Below are 16,490 nucleotides of genomic sequence, written 5' to 3' on the forward strand. Positions count from 1 at the left end.
GCAGATCGGCATCCCCTCCGCCACCGCGCCAGCCAGCTTATGACAGGCCGACGCCGATGAACGAGACTTACAAGGGCCAGCGCGAGGTCATCACTCAGAGGCAGGCCAGCATCCGCTTCCGACTGGCGCCGGAGATCCCGGCTTGGCAGCGCGTGACCTACAACCCGCTCGGGCTCCAGGTGGTCGAATACTCCTGGACCGATGAGGGGAGCATGCGCTGATGCCGCGCTCCCGCGTCGCCACGCTTGCCGCGATCCTCTGCGCCGCCGCCGCACCGGCCCTGGCGCTGGAGGAGCCGGCGCCTTGCTCCGCCAACGTCGGGGCCGACCCGCGCGTCCGCTGCGCCAACGTGACCACGGACAAGGTGGTGCTGCTGCGCGCCGAGCGCGGCGCGGCCCTGCTCATCGAATTGCCGGACGGCGAGCGCGTCGTCGGGGTGCCGGTCAGCGACGAAATGCTGATGCGCGGGAGCCGTGCCGGCTCGGTTCGCGTCGTGGCCGAGGGTCCCGGGCCAGCCGAGGACCGACCGACGGTGGACGGGAATCTCTCGGTCGCGGTGCGCGGCAGCACGGTCGTCCTGAAGCCGCATGCGGACCTGATGCCCCAGCCCTTCTTCGTGCTCACCGAGCGCGATGGCGGCCGCCCGACCCGCTACCGCTTCCAGCTGGAGACGGTCGGCACCGGTGCCGGCTTCTACAGCGTCAGGCTGCGCAACGTCGCCGCCGAGGAAGGCGACCGCCGGGCACGGTGGGAGACAATGGCGGCGGCGCGCCAGGAGCGCGCCGCGCGCGAGCGCCTCGCGCAGGCCAGCTCGGCACCGTGCAGCGCCGCAGCCGGGGTGCATCATCGCTTCGCCGGCCGCGGCGACGCCGCTTTGGCGCCGCAGGAGGTCTGCGACGACGGCCGGCAAACACATCTCCGCTTCGCGCCAGGCCAGCGCATCCCAGCCGTCGAGGCGTCACTGCCGGATGGCCGCGACGGCGCGGTGGGCGTGACGCCTGGGTCGGGGGGCTGGGTCACGGTCCATGCCCGAGCGCCGCGGCTCACGCTGCGCGATGCCGGCCGGGCGCTCTGCATCCTGAACCTCGGCCTCGGGATGCCCGGGCGCGACGACCGGACCGGCACCGTCACGCCAAGCGTCGTGCGTGAGGCCGTCCAGCCGCCGGAACGCCGATCATGAGCGGATCAGCGGCCCCGCCGCCCGCCCCAGTCGGGGGCGCACGGGCGCCCCTTTCGGCTGGAAGCAAGCTTGGGCTGGTCGCCGGCGTCGCCGGCCTGCTCGTGGTGCTCTACTGGATGGGCGGCAGCGACGCGCCTCGTGCCCAGCCCGAGGACATCGGCGGCTCGGCCGGGCCGGCCGGGGCGCTGCGCAGCGTGGTCCTCCCGCCACCGGACCCGCCGTCCCTCCCTGTGATGCCCGCGTCGATGCAGGCGTCCCTACCCGCACCGCAGCAACCGCCCCGCCCCTACCCGTCGCGTGCAGCCGCGCAGCCCGCCCGCGCCGCGCCGATCATGGCCTGGGAAGCGGCACGGGACGTCGCGGACGGGCGCAGCACCGCGGGCGGCGCGGATCCCCAGCGCGCGGACGTCGCCGAGGACGCGCTTGCCACCCGACTTCAGGCCACCCGAACGCCGCCAACGCGCGCCCGTCGCCTTCGCGATCCGGACCTCACCATCACCATGGGGGCGGTCGTGCCCTGCACGCGGAACACGCCGGTGAACACGCAGCTTCCGGGCTTCGTCGCCTGCACGGTGCCTGTCGACGTCTACGGGACCTCCGGTCGCGTCGTCCTGCTCGGCGCCGGGACGCGCATGGTCGGCCAGATCCAGCGGTCCCTCGAGCACGGCACCAACCGCGCCTTCGTGCTTTGGACCCGGGCGGAGACGCCGGACCACGTCATCGTCGAGCTGGCGAGCCCGGGCACCGATGCCCTCGGCCAGAACGGCATCGCGGTCGACGTGCATACGAATTTCTGGGCGCGCTTCGGCGGCGCGGTGATGCTGTCCTTCATCGATGCCGGACTCCAGGCCGCGGCGATCGCGGCCTCGAACGCTGTCGCCGGGGGCGACGGCAGCGGGCCGCGCCTGAACTTCTTCCAGCTCCAGGCCGGCGGCCGCGGTGCGGCCGCGCGGGTGCTCGACGCCACGGTGAACATTCCGCCCTGGGGCACCGCGCCGCAGGGCGAGGCCGAGGCGGTCTTCGTGGCCCGCGACCTCGACTTCAGTGACGTCTACCGCCTGCGGGCCACGGGCCAATGACGAGCTCTGCCCTCCCCCTGCTGGCACACGCCGCGGCCCCGCTGGCGCCCTTCTTTGAGGACCCGGAGACGGAGGACGTAGCGGTGAACATGCCGGGCGAAGCCTGGGTCCGCCGACGCGGCGCCTGGGAGCGTCATGCCCTTCCCGAACTCGATTTCCCAACGCTCGAAGGCGTTGCGATCCTCTCGGCGGCGCTGCGCGGTCAGGACGTCGGCTGGTTCGCGCCACTGCTGGCGACGGAGGCCCCTGGCCCGGGCGGCGCTCTGCTGCGGCTCCAGGCCTGCCTGCCGCCTGCCGTGCCCAGCGGCACCGTCAGCCTGACCTGGCGGCGACCGGGCGACGGCGCCGCGCCGCTGGAAGACATCTCCAAGCGCTACCGGACGGAGGGCTGGAACCTCTGGGATCGTCGGCACGACAGGCGGGCCGCCGCGTCGGGCCGGGTGCTTGCCGCCTTCGATGAAGGCGACGCGGCCGGCTTCCTCGCCGAGGCGATGCGGGCGCGGCTGAACGTCTGGATGTGCGCCGCCACCGGCGGCGGCAAGACGACGTTGTTTAAGTCCCTCCTGCGCGAGGTTCCGGAAGGCGAGCGGATCGTCACTGTTGAGGACGCCGCCGAGTTGGTCGTGCCGCAGCCCAACAACGTCCGCCTGCTCTACAGCCACGGCGGCGCGGGCTCGGCGACAGCCGAGGACCTGATGGTCGCGGCGCTCCGGATGCGCCCCGACCGGATCCCCCTGCAGGAAGTCCGGACCGGCGAAGCGGCCTGGGTCTACCTCAACGGCATCATGACCGGGCATCCCGGCAGCCCAACCACGATCCACGGTCGCAACCCGGCGGAGGCGTTCCGCCGGATGTTCGCGCTCTGCAAGGGTACGCCCGGCGGCGGCGCCATGGATGATGCGCGCCTCGCCCGGATGATCGCCGACGCAGTGGACGTGATCATCCCACTGCGAACCGAAGCAGGCGCATTCCGCATCGGCGAGGTCTGGTTCAAGGACGACGCGGCCCGCCGCGGCGACACCGCCGCCGACCTCCTGGCGCAGGACTGACCGCCATGAAGGGGCTCCTCCTCGCCGGCACGTCCGCCCTCGCCCTCGCCGCAGCCGGATGGACCGCGATCGCCAGCGCCACCACGCTCGTCCTGGCTGGCCTCTGGGAGCACCCGCACTTCGCCGCCGGCCTGGGCTGGACCTGGGCCTGGTGGTCCTATGCGCTGGACGACCATCTCCGGCAGGCGCTCGGCAGCAGGCTTTGGAGTGGCGCCGCAGCCGGCCTTCTCGCCCCCGCGATCCTAGCGCGGGCCGGATGGCTTGGCCGGACGCGGCTGCGCCAAGCGTTTGGCCTGGCGCGGAAGCCGCGCCGCGGCGCGACCGCGAACCATGGCGCGGCGCGCTGGATGGACATGGCGGAGGCCCGCGAGCGCTTCCCGGGGCCGGACGCCGACGTCGGCGGCGTCGTGGTGGGCGAGGCCGCGCGGCTCGACCTCGGCGAGGCACCGGGGGCGGCAGCCCTGCTGGTGGATCCCTGCCGGGAGGGGCCAACGCACTCGATCGTCCTCGCCGGCTCCGGCGCGTTCAAGACGACGTCTCTCGTCGCCACGCTGCTGACTTGGCGGAAGTCGCGCGTCGTGATGGACCCGTCGGCCGAGCTTGGGCCGATGCTGGAAGGTGCCCTATCCGACAGGGGGCAGCAGGTCGTGCAGCTGCGGGTCGGGGACGGGTCCGGCTTCAACGTGCTGGCGGCGATCGACACGGCCGAGCCGCTGGCCGAGATGAAGGTCCGCGCGGTCGCGCAGCGGGTCGTGGGGCCCCTCCCCTCTCGCGCCGACGACAACGCACAGCGCTGGAAGGCGGCGGGTCGGGACATCGTCACCGCGCTGCTGGCCCACATGATGTGGGACGACACCGTGCCGCCGGAGGAGAAGACACTCCGACGCCTGCGCCGCGGCGTCGCCCTGCCGGAGCCCGAGTTGCGCGACGTGCTCGCCGGCATCCACGCCACTAGCAACAGCCCGATGGCCCGCGACGTGGCCGGCACACTGATGAACCTGGTGCCGGAAACCTTCTCCGGCGCCTACTTCAACGCAACCGGCGACACAGCCTGGCTGTCGGCCGACGCCTACGCCGAGATGGTGAGCGGCGACGCCTTCGACGCGCGTGACCTGGCCCGCGGCGACCTCTCGGTCTTCCTCCAGGTGCCGCTCGACGCGCTGAAGGAAACGCCGGCGGTGGCGCGCGTCGTGGTCGGCTCGCTGCTCGACGCGGTGATGGCCGCCGACGGCGTGGTCGACGGGCGCGTGCTCTTCGCGATCGACGAGGCAGTGCTGCTCGGGCCGCTCGCCGCGCTCCAGGTCGCACGCGACCAGGGCCGGAAGTACCGGATCACGCTGCAACTCTTCTACCAGTCCGAGGGGCAGGTGGAGGAGGTTTGGGGCCGGCCAGGCCGGGAATCCTGGTTCGACGGCGTGTCCTGGCGCGCCTACGGCGGCGTGCAGTCGCTCGCCACGGCGAAGGATCTCTCGGCCGCGCTCGGCACCTTCGGTGCGGTCGCCGTCAGCAGAGGCTCCAACAGCGGCACAAGCGCGCGCGGTCTCGAGCTCGGCTCACGCTCGCGCGGGTCGAACCTCAACGAGCACGAAATCGGCCGGGAACTGGCGAAGCCCTTCGAGGTGCTGCAGGAGATCGCGCGCGACGAACGCATCGTCCTCGTCCCCGCCGGGCGGCCCCTGCGCTGCGCTGCGGCAGTCTACTTCCGCCGTCCCGCGCTGCGTGCGCTCGTTGCCGAGAACCGCTTCGCGCCGGCCGTCGCAGGGGGCGCGCCATGAACGACGCGACGGATCTGCTGTCCCGTAAGCTGGATGCGCTGCTCACCGGCCAGGCGGAGGCCGCGAGCCGGCTGGACGGGATCGAGGACGCGCTGCGCAGCGTGGTCGCCACCGTCGCAGGTATCGTCCCGATCCTTGGCACGCACCGCGAGATGCTGCAGCGCATCCTTGAGGCCGCCGCCGGGGAGGACGCGGGCGGCTCGGAACTAGCCGAGGCACTGCGCCAGGTCGAAGTCGCTCTGACCGCCATGACGGATGCCCAGGCGCGCACCACGCAGGCGCTTTCCGACCTGCCGGAGGCAGTCGAGGAGGCGGCGGCGCGGGGTGCCCGTCAGGCCATGTCGCGGGAACCCGCGCGGTGAACCCCTGTGAGCCCTTTCCGTGCTGACTTACCGCACCTTCGTCGCAGGGGCGCCCTCTGCCGCCAATGCCTACGCTCTCCACCTGCTTGAGCGGACCGTGGACGAGACCGAGCAGCGCATGGCCGCCTACTACGCCCGCGCCGGCAGCCCGGATGAGGCCCTCGCCGAAGGGCTCGGCTCGATCCCGATCGCACGGGAAGACATCGATCCGGTCTCCGCCAGAGTCCTGGGGATAACTCCTGGCGAGACGCTCTCAAAGGAACGTATAGAGAACATTCTGGGAGGGCGCTCGGCGACCGGCGAGGAGATGGAGGGTCATCAACGCGGCATCCGCCGCTACGAGGCCGAGGATGGCGGTGCCGAGCGGCACCGGATCGCCGGCGTCGACCTCTGCTTCTCCGCACCGAAGTCGGTCAGCGTGGCCTGGGCTTTCGCCGAAAATGACGCCGAGCGGAACAGCATTCTCCAGGCGCACCGCGATGCCCGAGATGAGGCGCTGGCCTATATCGAGCGGGAGATCGGCGTGGCCCGCGACGGTGAGCGCGGCAAGCTCGCCTGGATCACCGTGGACCACTTCACTGCGCGGCCGACGGTAGAGGTGACGCGGCCGGACCCGGCGACCGGCGTCGTCGCCACGGAGCTCTACACCCTGCCCCGCGCTGGCGACCCGCAACTGCACTCGCACTGCGTCGTGCCGAACCTGCTGGTGACCACGTCGGGGCGCGTCCTGTCCGTCAACCGGGACCTCATGCGGGACCGGATCCACGAGTTCGGCGCCGTTTACCAAGCGATGCTTGCGCGTCGGCTGCGGGCCATCGGCGTCGAGGTCGAGTTGGACAACCGCACCCTCGCCGCCCGCCTTCCCTGCATTCCCGAGGCGGTCTGCGAGGAGTTCAGCCAGCGCACGCGCGACGCGCAGTCGGCGGCGCGCGAGCACGCTGCTCGCGGCGGACGGGACTGGGATGCCATGCCGGAGGAGGCGCGTGTCGCCTTCCTAAAGGGCGGCGCGAAGGCAAGCCGGCAGGGCAAGGGCGATGACCTGGCCGACGCGGACGCGTGGCGTGCCCAGGCCGAGACGCTCGGTTGGTCGCACCGGTCCGCCGTCCGGGCGGGACCGCCCTCCCCTGCCCTGCCGGATGCCGAACGCGTCGCCGCGGCGCGCGAGGTGGCCGGCGAGCTCCTCGGCCGTGACCTGGAAAAGCGGGCCGTACTGGTCTCTGGCGACGTCCGAGCCGCGGCGGCACGAGGACTGATCTCTACCGGGGCCGCCTCGGCCGACGACGTGCTGGCAGTGACGCGGGCAATGGCGCGCGACGGCGTCCAGCAGGACGGCCGGAGGACGTCGCTCATCTGGCGAGGAGGCGGGCCGGAGGATGGGCGCGCCCGCGTCACCACGGCGCTGCACCGCGACCAGGAGGAGGAGCTGGTGCGCCTCGCGCGCGCCGCTGGCGCCGATCGCCGAGGCGCGCTGTCGTCGGGGAAGCTGGCCGAGGTGGCACAGCGCCGCGGCATCGCCCTTTCCGATGAGCAGGAGGCCGCGGCTCGCGCTCTTGGCGAGGGCGGGAGGCTCGCCGTCGCCGTCGGTGCAGCCGGTGTAGGGAAGACGACCCTCCTGCGGCCTTTGGTGGATGCCTGGACGTCGGAAGGGCGCGAGGTCTGGGGCGCGGCGCTCGCCTGGCGGCAGGCCGGCGCGCTGGAGGAAGCGGGTATCGGGCGCGGGCGCCTCCGCGCGCTGCAGCCCCTTCTCGACGGGCTCGCGAATGGCTCGGTTACCCCGGGCCGCAACGCAGTGGTGGTGGTGGACGAACTCGGCCAGGTCGGCACACGGCAGCTGCTCGACCTGCTGCGCTTCCAGGCGCGGCACGGCTTCAAGGTTGTCGCGGTCGGCGACGAGCGCCAGTGCCAGAGCATCGAGGCCGGGCCCGTGATTGATCTGCTGCGCGAGGGGCTCGGGCCGAAGGCGGTCCCGGAAGTGCTGACGACCGTCCGGCAGCGCGGCGAGCGGGAGCGCGAGATCGCCGGCCTCTTTCGCGGCACTGGCGACGAGAGCGCTGAGGCGCACGCGGCGAACGTAACCCGGGCGCTCGGCATGAAGCGCGAGGACGGCACGGCGGAGCTGGTGCCGGGTGGCTACCGGGAGGTTGTCGAGCGCACGGCCGACCTCGTCCTTACCCGCCGCGACGCGGGCGGTCCTGGCTACACGGTGACCGTCTCGGCGCCGACCAATGCCGATGCGCTGGCGATCGGGCGGGCCATCCGCTCGCGCCGGCAGGCCCGTGGCGAAGTCGGCCCCGACCGGTTGGCGGTGCGCGCGACCGACGGCGCCGGCAACGCCTACACGCTGCAACTGGCGGCGGGCGACCGGGTACGGCTCTTTGCCCGGACGCGCGGTGTCTTCGCCGGTCCTGGCGGGCGCGGGAAGTCGGCGGCGATTGGAGACAACGGCTCGGTGTTGGAGGTGGCGGAGGTCCGGCCCGCGCACGGGCTCATGCTGCGAACCGCCGCCGGGAAGGAAGGCTTCGTCGCCTGGGAGAAGCTCCGCGACGAGGGCTCCGGCAGGGTGCGGCTCGCCTACGGCGACTGCCTCACCATCGACAGCAGCCAGGGCCTCACCTCGGACGAGCACGTCAACGCCCTGCCCAGCGGCTCGCGCGCCGTCACAGGCTTCAAGGCTTACGTGGCGGAGAGCCGGCACCGCGTGACGTCCTGGCTCGTCGGATCCGCCGGCGCGGAACTGCGCGACGCCGCGGAAAGACGGCCGATGAACGCACCGCCCCCGGCCGACACGGCAGCCGAGGCGTGGGAGAACGTCGCGCGGAACCTGGCCCGGCAGCCGGTGCGGGAGACCGCGCTCGGTCTGCTCCGGGCCACGGTCGCGGAGGCGAAGGAGGGGGCGCGGGCGTTCCAGGGCGCTCTGCGCGGGACCGAGGCCCGCGAGGCGGCCGGTGCGCCGGCGACGACCCTCCGCCGCGCTCTGGAGCGAGCGCAGGCAAACCGGGCGCTGCCGCGGCTCGCTGCGGCGATGGGCGGGGCCGCCCGCGGCCTCGTCGCCGTCGCGGCCCGCATCGAGACGGTTGCGCGCCGGAGCATAGAGGCCGCTGCCCCCTCCTCGGCCGCTTCGCCTCGGCCGGCCTTCCGGCGCGTGAAGATCTCGGAGGCAGAGGCCCAGGCGCAGCTCATGGAGGCGATGCGCCGCGCAGGTCTCCGCCCGAGCTGCCCGCCGGCAATGGACGGCCAGCGGCACTACGTGCCGGTCGACGGCAACCAAGGGCGACGCATGTCGGGCGCCTACATGGCTTTCTACGACGAGGGCGTCCCGAACGCCCTGCTCTGGAACTACAAGACGGGCGCCAAAGCGAAGTGGATCGCCTCCGGCGAGATGGTCGCGTTGGGCGCGGAGGATGCGGCTCGCCTCGCTGCGGCGGCCGAGGCGCGCCGCGCAGGCCAAGCCGCGGAACGGGCAAGACGGGAAGAGGCCGGCGCCGCAGTCGCGGCCTGGCTGCTCGAGGGCTGCCGACCGGCAGACCCGTCGCACCCCTATCTGGCGCGGAAGGCGGTCGCCTCGCACGGCCTGGTCCAAGACCTGAGCGGCCGGCTCGTCGTGCCGCTCCGGGACGGCGAAGGACGTCTGTGGAACCTGCAGACGATAGGCGCGCGTGGCGAGAAGCTGCTCCTCCCCGGCGCTCGGAAGGTCGGGACCTTCTTCACCATTGGCCAGGACGCTGGGCCGCAGCGTCCGCTCTGGATTGCCGAGGGCTTCGCCACCGCAGCGACAGTGCACGCCGCCACGGGCCTTCAGGCCGTCGTGGCGCTGGACGCGTCAAACCTCACAGCGGTCGCCACGGCGGTCAGGGCGCGCGATCCGGCGCGACCGCTGCTCATCGCGGCCGACAACGACCATCACCTTCCCCGCCGGGCGGACCCGCTGCCCAACGTCGGCATCGAGCGCGCACGGGCCGCCGCTGCCGCCGTCGGCGGGCGCTTAGCGGTACCCGACTTCGCGCCGGCCGACCGCGGCACCGATTGGAACGACTTCGCCTCCCGGCGCGGCTTGGCAGCGGCGCGCGATGCGCTGCGCGCGGCGCTGCAGCGGGACAAGGACGGTCAGGCCGAAGCGCCTCGGTCGTCGGAGGCGCCGTCCGTGCCGGCGCGCATGCGGGAACGGGCCGGCGCACGGCAAGGCCCGAGGATGGGAGCCTGAAGATGGCCGAGGAACGCGAAGTGAAACAGGCGCGGACGAAGGTCCGCGAGCGCGAGGGCGCCTACTGGGGCCGCGTAGCGGAGGCGGGCAAGGCTGCCCGCCAGGGGCGCGGTGAGGTAGAAACCGAACGCGCCTCCGCCGGCAAGGGCGGCGACGAAGGCGAGGAGCGCAAGCGAGCGGCGCGGCAGCGCCAGGCGCTCTCCGGCTGATGGCGCCGGATGATGGCCCGGCAGTGCGGCCCGGCGGCATGCGAGAACCCGCGCCGGAAGGCGCGGGCACCCCGCTGAGGGGTGACTTGGTCTGTAAAAACCCATTCCCGCAGCGTGCCCCCGACAAAGTCCAGACGGTCCCCCGACAGAAGCCCGACGAACCCTCGACGGATCGGAGGCGTAAGAGGCGCCATGAGATGGACGCCGATGCCGGGCTGAACGATGTCCTCGCGGCCGCCCGTCGGCAGTCCGGGGCACGGGGCGGCGGCGGCCACAGTCCCCTCTACGAGTGGCTATGGGCGCGCTTCGACGCTCTATCGGTGGAGTTGAGCCCACCTCGGCGGCCAAATTGGCGGTCGGTGGCCGATGCCATGGCAGCCCTGGCCCAGGCTGGCGACACGTCCGTTCTCGACGGTTGGGGCGAAGTGCCGGGGGCCGAGACGGTGCGGCAGACCTGGTGGCGCGTCCGGAAGGACAAGGCAGCCACGAGCCGGCGTATGCCTGACGCCAAAGGGTCAGGCGGCGACGTCGCTTCCGTCTCGCGCGCAGTGCCTCCCGCAGCGGGTCCAAGCCCGCTCCCGCCAGATCCCAGCCCGATGCCCGGGCCGCGTTCAACGCATCGGTTCGGCACCGGTATCCGTCCGAAAACGTGGACACCCCCCCAGCGACGATCTTGAGGAGTGAAGCCAATGGGCAAGCCATCGATGCCTGAGACGCCCGTCACCGCAGACGTCGCGGAGATCCTTTCAGCCCCTGAGAAGGCAAGTGTTCGATCGCTGTTTCGGAGAGGCCGAGAAAGCGCGGATGAGGTTGAGGTCCGGGTCGGCCTGCCTCCGATGCGAACGTTGGCGGCGACGGACGGACCCACGGCTCGCTCACGGGTAGCGGATCTGGGCGGTAACCCGCCCGTGTGGCTGCTGATCGGCCCGAACTACAGCGGCAAGACTACCTTCGCGCGCTGGGCAGCCGAACGGATGCTCGCGGCGAAGCGCTCGGCCCTCCTTGCGGCTCTCGATCCGCTGAACCGCACGCTCACCGACTTCTTCGAAGGTGTCGAACAGCCTGCTTCAGCGGACCCCAGCCTAACACCCGGATGGTTGCGCGCCCTCGTCGAACACCTGATGCGCGAGCGCCTCCCGGCGATAGCCGATATGGGCGGCGGGGACACCTCGCTCGCCCGTCTGATCGCCGATCTCCCGGCGCTGGCCCAAACCATGGAGGAAGCCGGAATTGCGCCGGTTGCTTCCTACTTCCTTGGGCCACGAGTGGACGACCTCAGTTCGCTAGCGACCTTCGAAGCGTCTGGCTTTCGGCCGCGTTCAACGGTCCTGATCCTGAACACGGCCCGAGTAGACGCCGGCCTCGACCCAGGCGAGGCTTTTGCTGCCATTCAGCGCCATTCCGTCTTCCGCGCTGCCGTCTCGCGTGGGGCCATCATGGTTGAGATGCCGCGTCTCGATCCGCCAGAACTGGCGCTGGAAGTCGAGCGCAAGCGGCTCGGGTTTGGGGCCGCCCGGGATGGTGAGGGCGGGCTTGGGCCGCTCGACCGTGCAGGCGTACGCGCCTGGATGGATCGCATGGAGCGCGCATTCGCACCCGTTGATTCCTGGCTGCCGTGAGCGGCCAGGACATCACCTCGACAGTGCCGGGGGAGCTCGAGCAGGCAGTGGCTGTCGCGCGGTCCGAACTGGCCGAGGCCATTGACACAGGGGGCCTTCGCCGCGACCCGCTGCGCTTCGTACTGGCTGCCCTATCGTCCAGCCTCGTCGTATTCCCGGCTGCCGTTCGTCGCGTCGAGGCGGCTTCGGAGACGGTACGCCAACCACTGTCGCCCAAGGTGGAGGCCGAGCTCCTCCGGCGGGTCGAGGAAGCTGCCCGCCGGGGAGCCGCCACCGCTGGGCCGGTGATAGCGCGGCGGACGGCGATCCTCGCCGGTGCGGCGCTCCTTGGTGCTGCGATGCTGGGCGGGGTCGCAGGCTGGTGGGCCGGCCGCACCAGCCTGCCTGGTGAGGTCGCCATCGCCGAGCATCAAATCCGGACATCATTGGCGGCTGCCGCAGCCTGGGTGCCGATCCTCCAGGCAAACCCTGACCCTCGGCCCGCGCTTGCCCGCAGCCAAGCCTTCCGCGACGAGCGGACCGGCTGGCGGGCAGGAACAATCACCCTCTACCTCGAACCGGGTAGTCCGGTTCCTACGCAACCCAGGCCGTGAACAGGGAGGGGAGGCCGGTGCGGCGTTTCATCCGCGCATCTCTTCTACCGGCGTATATGCTGGCTGCACCCGTGGCGCGCCTGAGTCTATGGCTTATGGGAAGTGCTACGACCGTAGCTGCCCTTGGCGCCTTCGCACATGCCACCGAAGGAACAGGCGGAGCGTGGGGGCAGGGCACCATGTTTGCGCTTGCTGCCGCTGCCTGCTTCTGGCTGAGATCGGTCATCCCGCACCGCCCTTGACGGCCAAGCCGGTTAGACATGTCTAATTTGAACTTTCTGCCCCTTGTCGCTGCGTCGCTGTAGACACGGCGGTGCACAGAAAGGTATGGCCCTTTGGGGATTGGGGGAATTAGGGAATGCCGCAGGCCGCCGCGCGCCAGCGCGCCGTTGAGGTGAAAGGTGCGCAGTGCCGCATCTTGCTGATTAGCAGCCCTAAGGGCGGATCGGGAAAGTCCGTACTCAGCCGGCATATCCTCGTGAGCGCTGCTCAGGCAGGCATTAAGGCCATTGGGCTCGACTTCGACCGGCAGCAGACATTTTCGAAGTGGGCGGCGCGGCGCGCGCGCACGCGCGAGGCATTCCCAGACTTCGCCGAGACGGTCGTAGAGCCGGTGTCGCTGACCCACTGGCGCGGAGCGCTCCGCCGGACCGAGGGCTACAGCCTTGCCATTCTTGACACACCGCCGAGCGTGGAGGACCACCTGCCGGCGATCGACGGTCTCGGCGAAGCTGCCGACCTGATTCTAGTTCCGGCAGTGTGCACGCAGGATGACGTTGAATCAGTCGCTCCCTGGGTGAAGGCGCTCGCCGCAAAGGGTTTCGCCACATCAGTTGTCCTTAACCGCGCCAACCGCCGCACAACGAGCTACGCGCGAATGCGGGGCGTCCTGGTGAAGGCCGGTTCCGTTTGCCCGACGGAACTGCCACAGCTGGAAGATATCCACGTGCCGTCCACGAAGGGGCTCACGCTGCTCGACTACTCCAAGTCGCGCGGGATCGAACCCTTCGAGGAGATCTGGGCCTACGTTCGCCGGGAGATCGGGCTGTGAGTGCTGCGTCAGGTAAGCGCTCGAAGGCAGCGCTGAAGGCCTTCCTCGCGGCAGAGGAGGATCCCCTTGGCGAGGGCGTGGCCGCAGATCCCCGTGCCAAGGAGCTCCGCTCGCTCAGCATCGAGGACCCCGCCGCGCTCCAGGCGATCCGCGAGGTCTTCGCCGGTACGAGCCTTCCGGAGGACCAGGAGAAGGTCCGGCGCATCCTCCGCGCCCGGAGCGAGATCCAGAAGGAGTGGGGCGACGCTCGCGATTCGTTCCTGGCCATCGGCCGTGCACTGCTCGCGCTCGAAGGCGATCTGACGAAGGCGGAGTTCGCGCGCCTGCGCCACGGTACAGAGCGCCTGTTTCCCTTCTCCGACGCGACGGCAACCCAGCTCCGGCAGATAGCCCGGGCAGTCGATGGCGGCCGCATACCGGTCGAGGCGTGCCCGGGGAGCTACGGCACCGCCTACCAGATCACGCTGCTCTCCGAACCCCAGCTCCGTGTTGCCCGGGAGAGGGGACTGATCCGCTCAGACGTGACGCGGCGCGAAATCATGCAGCTGCGCCGGGAGGTGCCGGCCGATGGGCTCGAGCCGTTGCCGCCTGGGCGCCTCGATCGAGCTCGGCTGCGGGAGGAGCGCGCCAGGCTTGGTGAGAGGCGGGCCCGTCTGGTCGAGGAGCTGGCGGTGGTGGAGCGCCGGATAGCTCAGATTGACGATCTTATGTCGCCGGTTATCGACGGCGAGGCCGAGGCGATTGCGTAGGGAGGTTTAGGAAAGGGGAGGGCAGGGGACCCGCTTCGCCCTGAACGCCCCTGGACTCTGGCGGGAGGGACCACTGCGGGGTAAGCGTCCGCCGACGACTGCGGCATCGCTGGCTTGGCGCGGTTTAGACGGCGTCGGCCTGTAGGTTCCAGGGTGCGAGTTCGCCGATGCGGTTGATGGGGTGGTCGGCGATGCGGTCGAGCAGCACGCGGAGATAGGCCTGCGGATCCCAGCCATTCAGCTCCGCGGTGCCGACCAGGGTGTAGATGATGGCGGCGCGTCGGCCGCCCTCGAGCGACCCGGCGAACAGGTAGTTCTTCCGTCCCAGTGCCAGGGGTCGCATGCGCCGCTCGGCGGCGTTGTTGTGCAGGCAGGCGCGGCCGTCGCGGAGCACCGTCGTCAGCGCGCCCCACTGCGCCAGGGCGTAGCGGATCGCCTTGGCCAGGTCCGACTTGCCGGAGATCCGCCGCAGCGTCGCCTCCAGCCAGGCGTGCAGGTCGGCCATGATCGGCGCCGAGCGGGCCTGGCGGGCGGCTAGGCGCGCCTCCGGCGGCTGGCCGTGGATCTCCGCCTCGATGGCGAACAGCGGCTGCATGCGCTCGATCGCCTCGCGCGCGATCGGGCTGCCGTTGGCCAGCAGTTCGTCGTGGAAGTAGCGCCGCGCATGCGTCCAGCAGGCCGCCTCGATCACGCGGCCGCTCTCGTAGAGGGCGTTGAACCCCGAGTAGGCGTCGGCCTGCAAGATGCCCTGGAAGTCGCGCAGGCGCCGCTGCGGGTGCTCGCCCTTCCGGTCCGGCGTGAACTCGTAGAACACCGCGGGCGGGTCGGTCCCGCCGAATGGTCGATCATCGCGGAGATAGGCCCAGACCCGCGCCGCCTGCGTCCTGCCGCGCCCAGGGGAGAGCATCGGCATCGGCGTGTCGTCGGCATGCACCCGCGGCCCGGCCAGGGCGTGGCGGCCGATGTAGGCGGCCATCGGCTCGGTCAGCGCGGCAGACCTGCCAACCCAGCCCGCGAGCAGGCCACGCGGCAGGTCCAGACCGTCGCGGGCATAGATCTCCGACTGCCGGTAGAGCGGGATGTGGTCGCAGTACTTCGAGACCAGCACATGGGCGAGCAGCCCCGGGCCCGGCCTGCCGCGCTCGATCGGCAACGACGGCATCGGCGCCTGCGTCATCGCCTCGCAGGTCCGGCAGGAGAACGCGGGGCGGACGTGGCGCACGACCTCGAACCGGCCGGGGCGATACTCCAGGATCTCGGTGATGTCCTCGCCAACCTTGCGGAGCATGCCGCCGCAGGCGCGGCAGGCGCAGTCCTCGGCAGGCAGGTGCTCGACATCGCGCCGCGGCAGGCTGTCCGGCAGCGGCTTGCGGCCGCGGCGTCGCGCCTTCTCCTCAGGCGCCGGGGCGCTGGCGGTCTCGTCCTCCGTGTCGTTGGCACCGCCCGCAGCAGCGATGTCGGCCAGCACCTCGTCGAGCCGCAGTTCCAGCTGCTCGACCTCGCCCGCCAGGCGCTCCGACGATCGGCCGAACCGCTCGTGCCGTAGCCGCGCGATCTGCATCCGCAGCCGCTCCGCCTCCAGCGTCTTGGCCTGCAGGCCGAGTTCCGCGATGCGGCGGGCCGTGCGCTCCTCGGCCAACTCCCCGCGCAGCGCCGCGATCATCGCCGCCAGCGCGGCGGGGTCTTCGGGCAGTGCGCTGTCGGCGTGCGGCGTCACGTCGGAATCGTCTCAGACGCCGCCGCGTCGGCGCAAGGGCCTACACTGCGATCTCGGGTCTCCAGCTCGGCATCGGCGTGCGCCAGTCCAGCCCCTCCAGCAGCATCGCCAGCTGCGCCGTCGTCAGCGTCACCACGCCCTCGCGCGCGATCGTAGGCCAGATGAACCGGCCCTTCTCCAGCCGCTTCGCCAGCAGCACCAGGCCCTGGCCGTCCCACCACAGCGCCTTCAGCAGGTCGCCCCGCTTGCCGCGGAACAGGAACAGGTGGCCGGAGAACGGATCCGCCTGAAGCACCGTCTGCACCTGCGCCGCCAGCCCGTCGAAGCCCTTGCGCATGTCCGTTGCGCCGAGCGCGAGGTGAACGCGCATCCCAGCATGCAGCGCCAGCATCAGCCGTCCAGCGCCGCCGCCAGCCGACCCAGCACCTCCGGCGCGATCGCTTCACACACACGCAGCACACGGCCGTTCCGCAGCACCAGTTCGATCGTCGCGCCGGACCGCGCAGGTCGTTCAGGACGTGACGAGGCGGGAGCCTTCGGCTGCGGCGGCGGATCCTCGACGACGCGAACCGGCACCAGAGTGGGCGGGACCTCCGGCTCCGTCCGGACCAGGCCCGGCATCGTTCCTTCGCGAGCCTGTCGCCGCCACTCGAAGAGAAGGCTCCGGCTCACGCCACGGCGGTCGGCGACGCCCGCCACCGACGACCCCGGACGCATCGCCTCCTCGACCAACGCCAGCTTCTGCTCCGTCGTCCAGCGGCGCCGCCGCTGCACCACGCTGATCACCTCACCCCGCTGACCGTCCGGCAACGCCCATACCCCTGCGCGTAAGGGCGGCAACGGACTTCCGCACCACCCAGCAGCCGCGCAGGTCAGCCGACCAGCACCACACGCCGCAAGGCAGTC

Annotated in this window: 15 protein-coding genes; 12 read left to right on the top strand and 3 right to left on the bottom strand. The window is 71.6% G+C overall.

Annotated features, from left to right (window positions below; all coding sequences use genetic code 11):
* Positions 1-56 precede the first annotated feature (56 nt).
* The 12 genes from G3576_RS28370 to G3576_RS28425 all read left to right on the top strand — a co-directional run bounded on the left by G3576_RS28370 (position 57) and on the right by G3576_RS28425 (position 13,867).
* A complete protein-coding gene (locus G3576_RS28370) occupies positions 57-221 on the top strand; it encodes a hypothetical protein (RefSeq protein ID WP_164697867.1) in 165 nt (54 codons plus the stop codon).
* The gene (locus G3576_RS28375; protein WP_164697868.1) at positions 221-1,180 is read left to right on the top strand and encodes a TrbG/VirB9 family P-type conjugative transfer protein; all 960 of its coding nucleotides are present in this window, start codon (positions 221-223) and stop codon (positions 1,178-1,180) included. Before G3576_RS28370 ends, G3576_RS28375 begins: the two co-directional genes overlap by 1 nt.
* 116 nt (positions 1,181-1,296) lie before the next feature.
* Positions 1,297-2,259 carry a TrbI/VirB10 family protein gene (locus G3576_RS28380; RefSeq protein ID WP_164697869.1) on the top strand — a complete coding sequence of 321 codons (963 nt, stop codon included), beginning with the start codon at positions 1,297-1,299 and terminating at the stop codon, positions 2,257-2,259.
* Between the two features lie 89 nt (positions 2,260-2,348).
* Positions 2,349-3,308 carry an ATPase, T2SS/T4P/T4SS family gene (locus G3576_RS28385; protein WP_235952510.1) on the top strand — a complete coding sequence of 320 codons (960 nt, stop codon included), beginning with the start codon at positions 2,349-2,351 and terminating at the stop codon, positions 3,306-3,308.
* Between the two features lie 5 nt (positions 3,309-3,313).
* Entirely contained in the window at positions 3,314-5,083 is a 1,770-nt protein-coding gene (locus G3576_RS28390) for a type IV secretory system conjugative DNA transfer family protein (RefSeq protein WP_164697871.1), read from the top strand.
* Positions 5,080-5,445, top strand: a complete 366-nt coding sequence (locus G3576_RS28395) for a hypothetical protein (protein ID WP_164697872.1) — start codon at positions 5,080-5,082, stop codon at positions 5,443-5,445. Before G3576_RS28390 ends, G3576_RS28395 begins: the two co-directional genes overlap by 4 nt.
* A 19-nt stretch (positions 5,446-5,464) precedes the next feature.
* Positions 5,465-9,646 (top strand): MobF family relaxase, encoded by a 4,182-nt coding sequence (mobF, locus tag G3576_RS28400; RefSeq protein ID WP_328730028.1) that lies wholly within the window; start codon positions 5,465-5,467, stop codon positions 9,644-9,646.
* A 2-nt stretch (positions 9,647-9,648) separates the two neighbouring features.
* A complete protein-coding gene (locus tag G3576_RS28405) occupies positions 9,649-9,855 on the top strand; it encodes a hypothetical protein (RefSeq protein ID WP_164697874.1) in 207 nt (68 codons plus the stop codon).
* A gap of 908 nt (positions 9,856-10,763) precedes the next feature.
* Positions 10,764-11,474 carry an ATP-binding protein gene (locus G3576_RS28410; protein ID WP_164697875.1) on the top strand — a complete coding sequence of 237 codons (711 nt, stop codon included), beginning with the start codon at positions 10,764-10,766 and terminating at the stop codon, positions 11,472-11,474.
* Complete coding sequence (locus G3576_RS28415; protein WP_164697876.1) at positions 11,471-12,067, top strand: hypothetical protein; 597 nt, start codon at positions 11,471-11,473, stop codon at positions 12,065-12,067. The genes G3576_RS28410 and G3576_RS28415 overlap by 4 nt, the downstream gene beginning before the upstream one ends.
* A gap of 358 nt (positions 12,068-12,425) precedes the next feature.
* Positions 12,426-13,118 (top strand): ParA family protein, encoded by a 693-nt coding sequence (locus tag G3576_RS28420; protein WP_164697877.1) that lies wholly within the window; start codon positions 12,426-12,428, stop codon positions 13,116-13,118.
* Positions 13,115-13,867, top strand: coding sequence for a hypothetical protein (locus G3576_RS28425; RefSeq protein ID WP_164697878.1), 753 nt, complete (start codon positions 13,115-13,117; stop codon positions 13,865-13,867). The genes G3576_RS28420 and G3576_RS28425 overlap by 4 nt, the downstream gene beginning before the upstream one ends.
* Positions 13,868-13,991: 124 nt before the next feature.
* Here the strand turns inward: G3576_RS28425 and tnpC are convergent, their stop codons facing one another.
* The 3 genes from tnpC to tnpA all read right to left on the bottom strand — a co-directional run bounded on the left by tnpC (position 13,992) and on the right by tnpA (position 16,394).
* Entirely contained in the window at positions 13,992-15,530 is a 1,539-nt protein-coding gene (gene tnpC, locus G3576_RS28430) for an IS66 family transposase (RefSeq protein ID WP_164697916.1), read from the bottom strand.
* Between the two features lie 94 nt (positions 15,531-15,624).
* Positions 15,625-15,954, bottom strand: coding sequence for an IS66 family insertion sequence element accessory protein TnpB (gene tnpB, locus G3576_RS28435; protein ID WP_456237357.1), 330 nt, complete (start codon positions 15,952-15,954; stop codon positions 15,625-15,627).
* Positions 15,955-15,974: 20 nt separating this feature from the next.
* Positions 15,975-16,394: an IS66-like element accessory protein TnpA gene (tnpA, locus tag G3576_RS28440; RefSeq protein ID WP_164697880.1), complete on the bottom strand. Its 420-nt coding sequence runs from the start codon at positions 16,392-16,394 to the stop codon at positions 15,975-15,977.
* Positions 16,395-16,490: the final 96 nt, after the last annotated feature.

The sequence above is a fragment of the Falsiroseomonas algicola genome, from assembly GCF_011040385.1.
GTDB classification, from domain to species: domain Bacteria; phylum Pseudomonadota; class Alphaproteobacteria; order Acetobacterales; family Acetobacteraceae; genus Falsiroseomonas; species Falsiroseomonas algicola.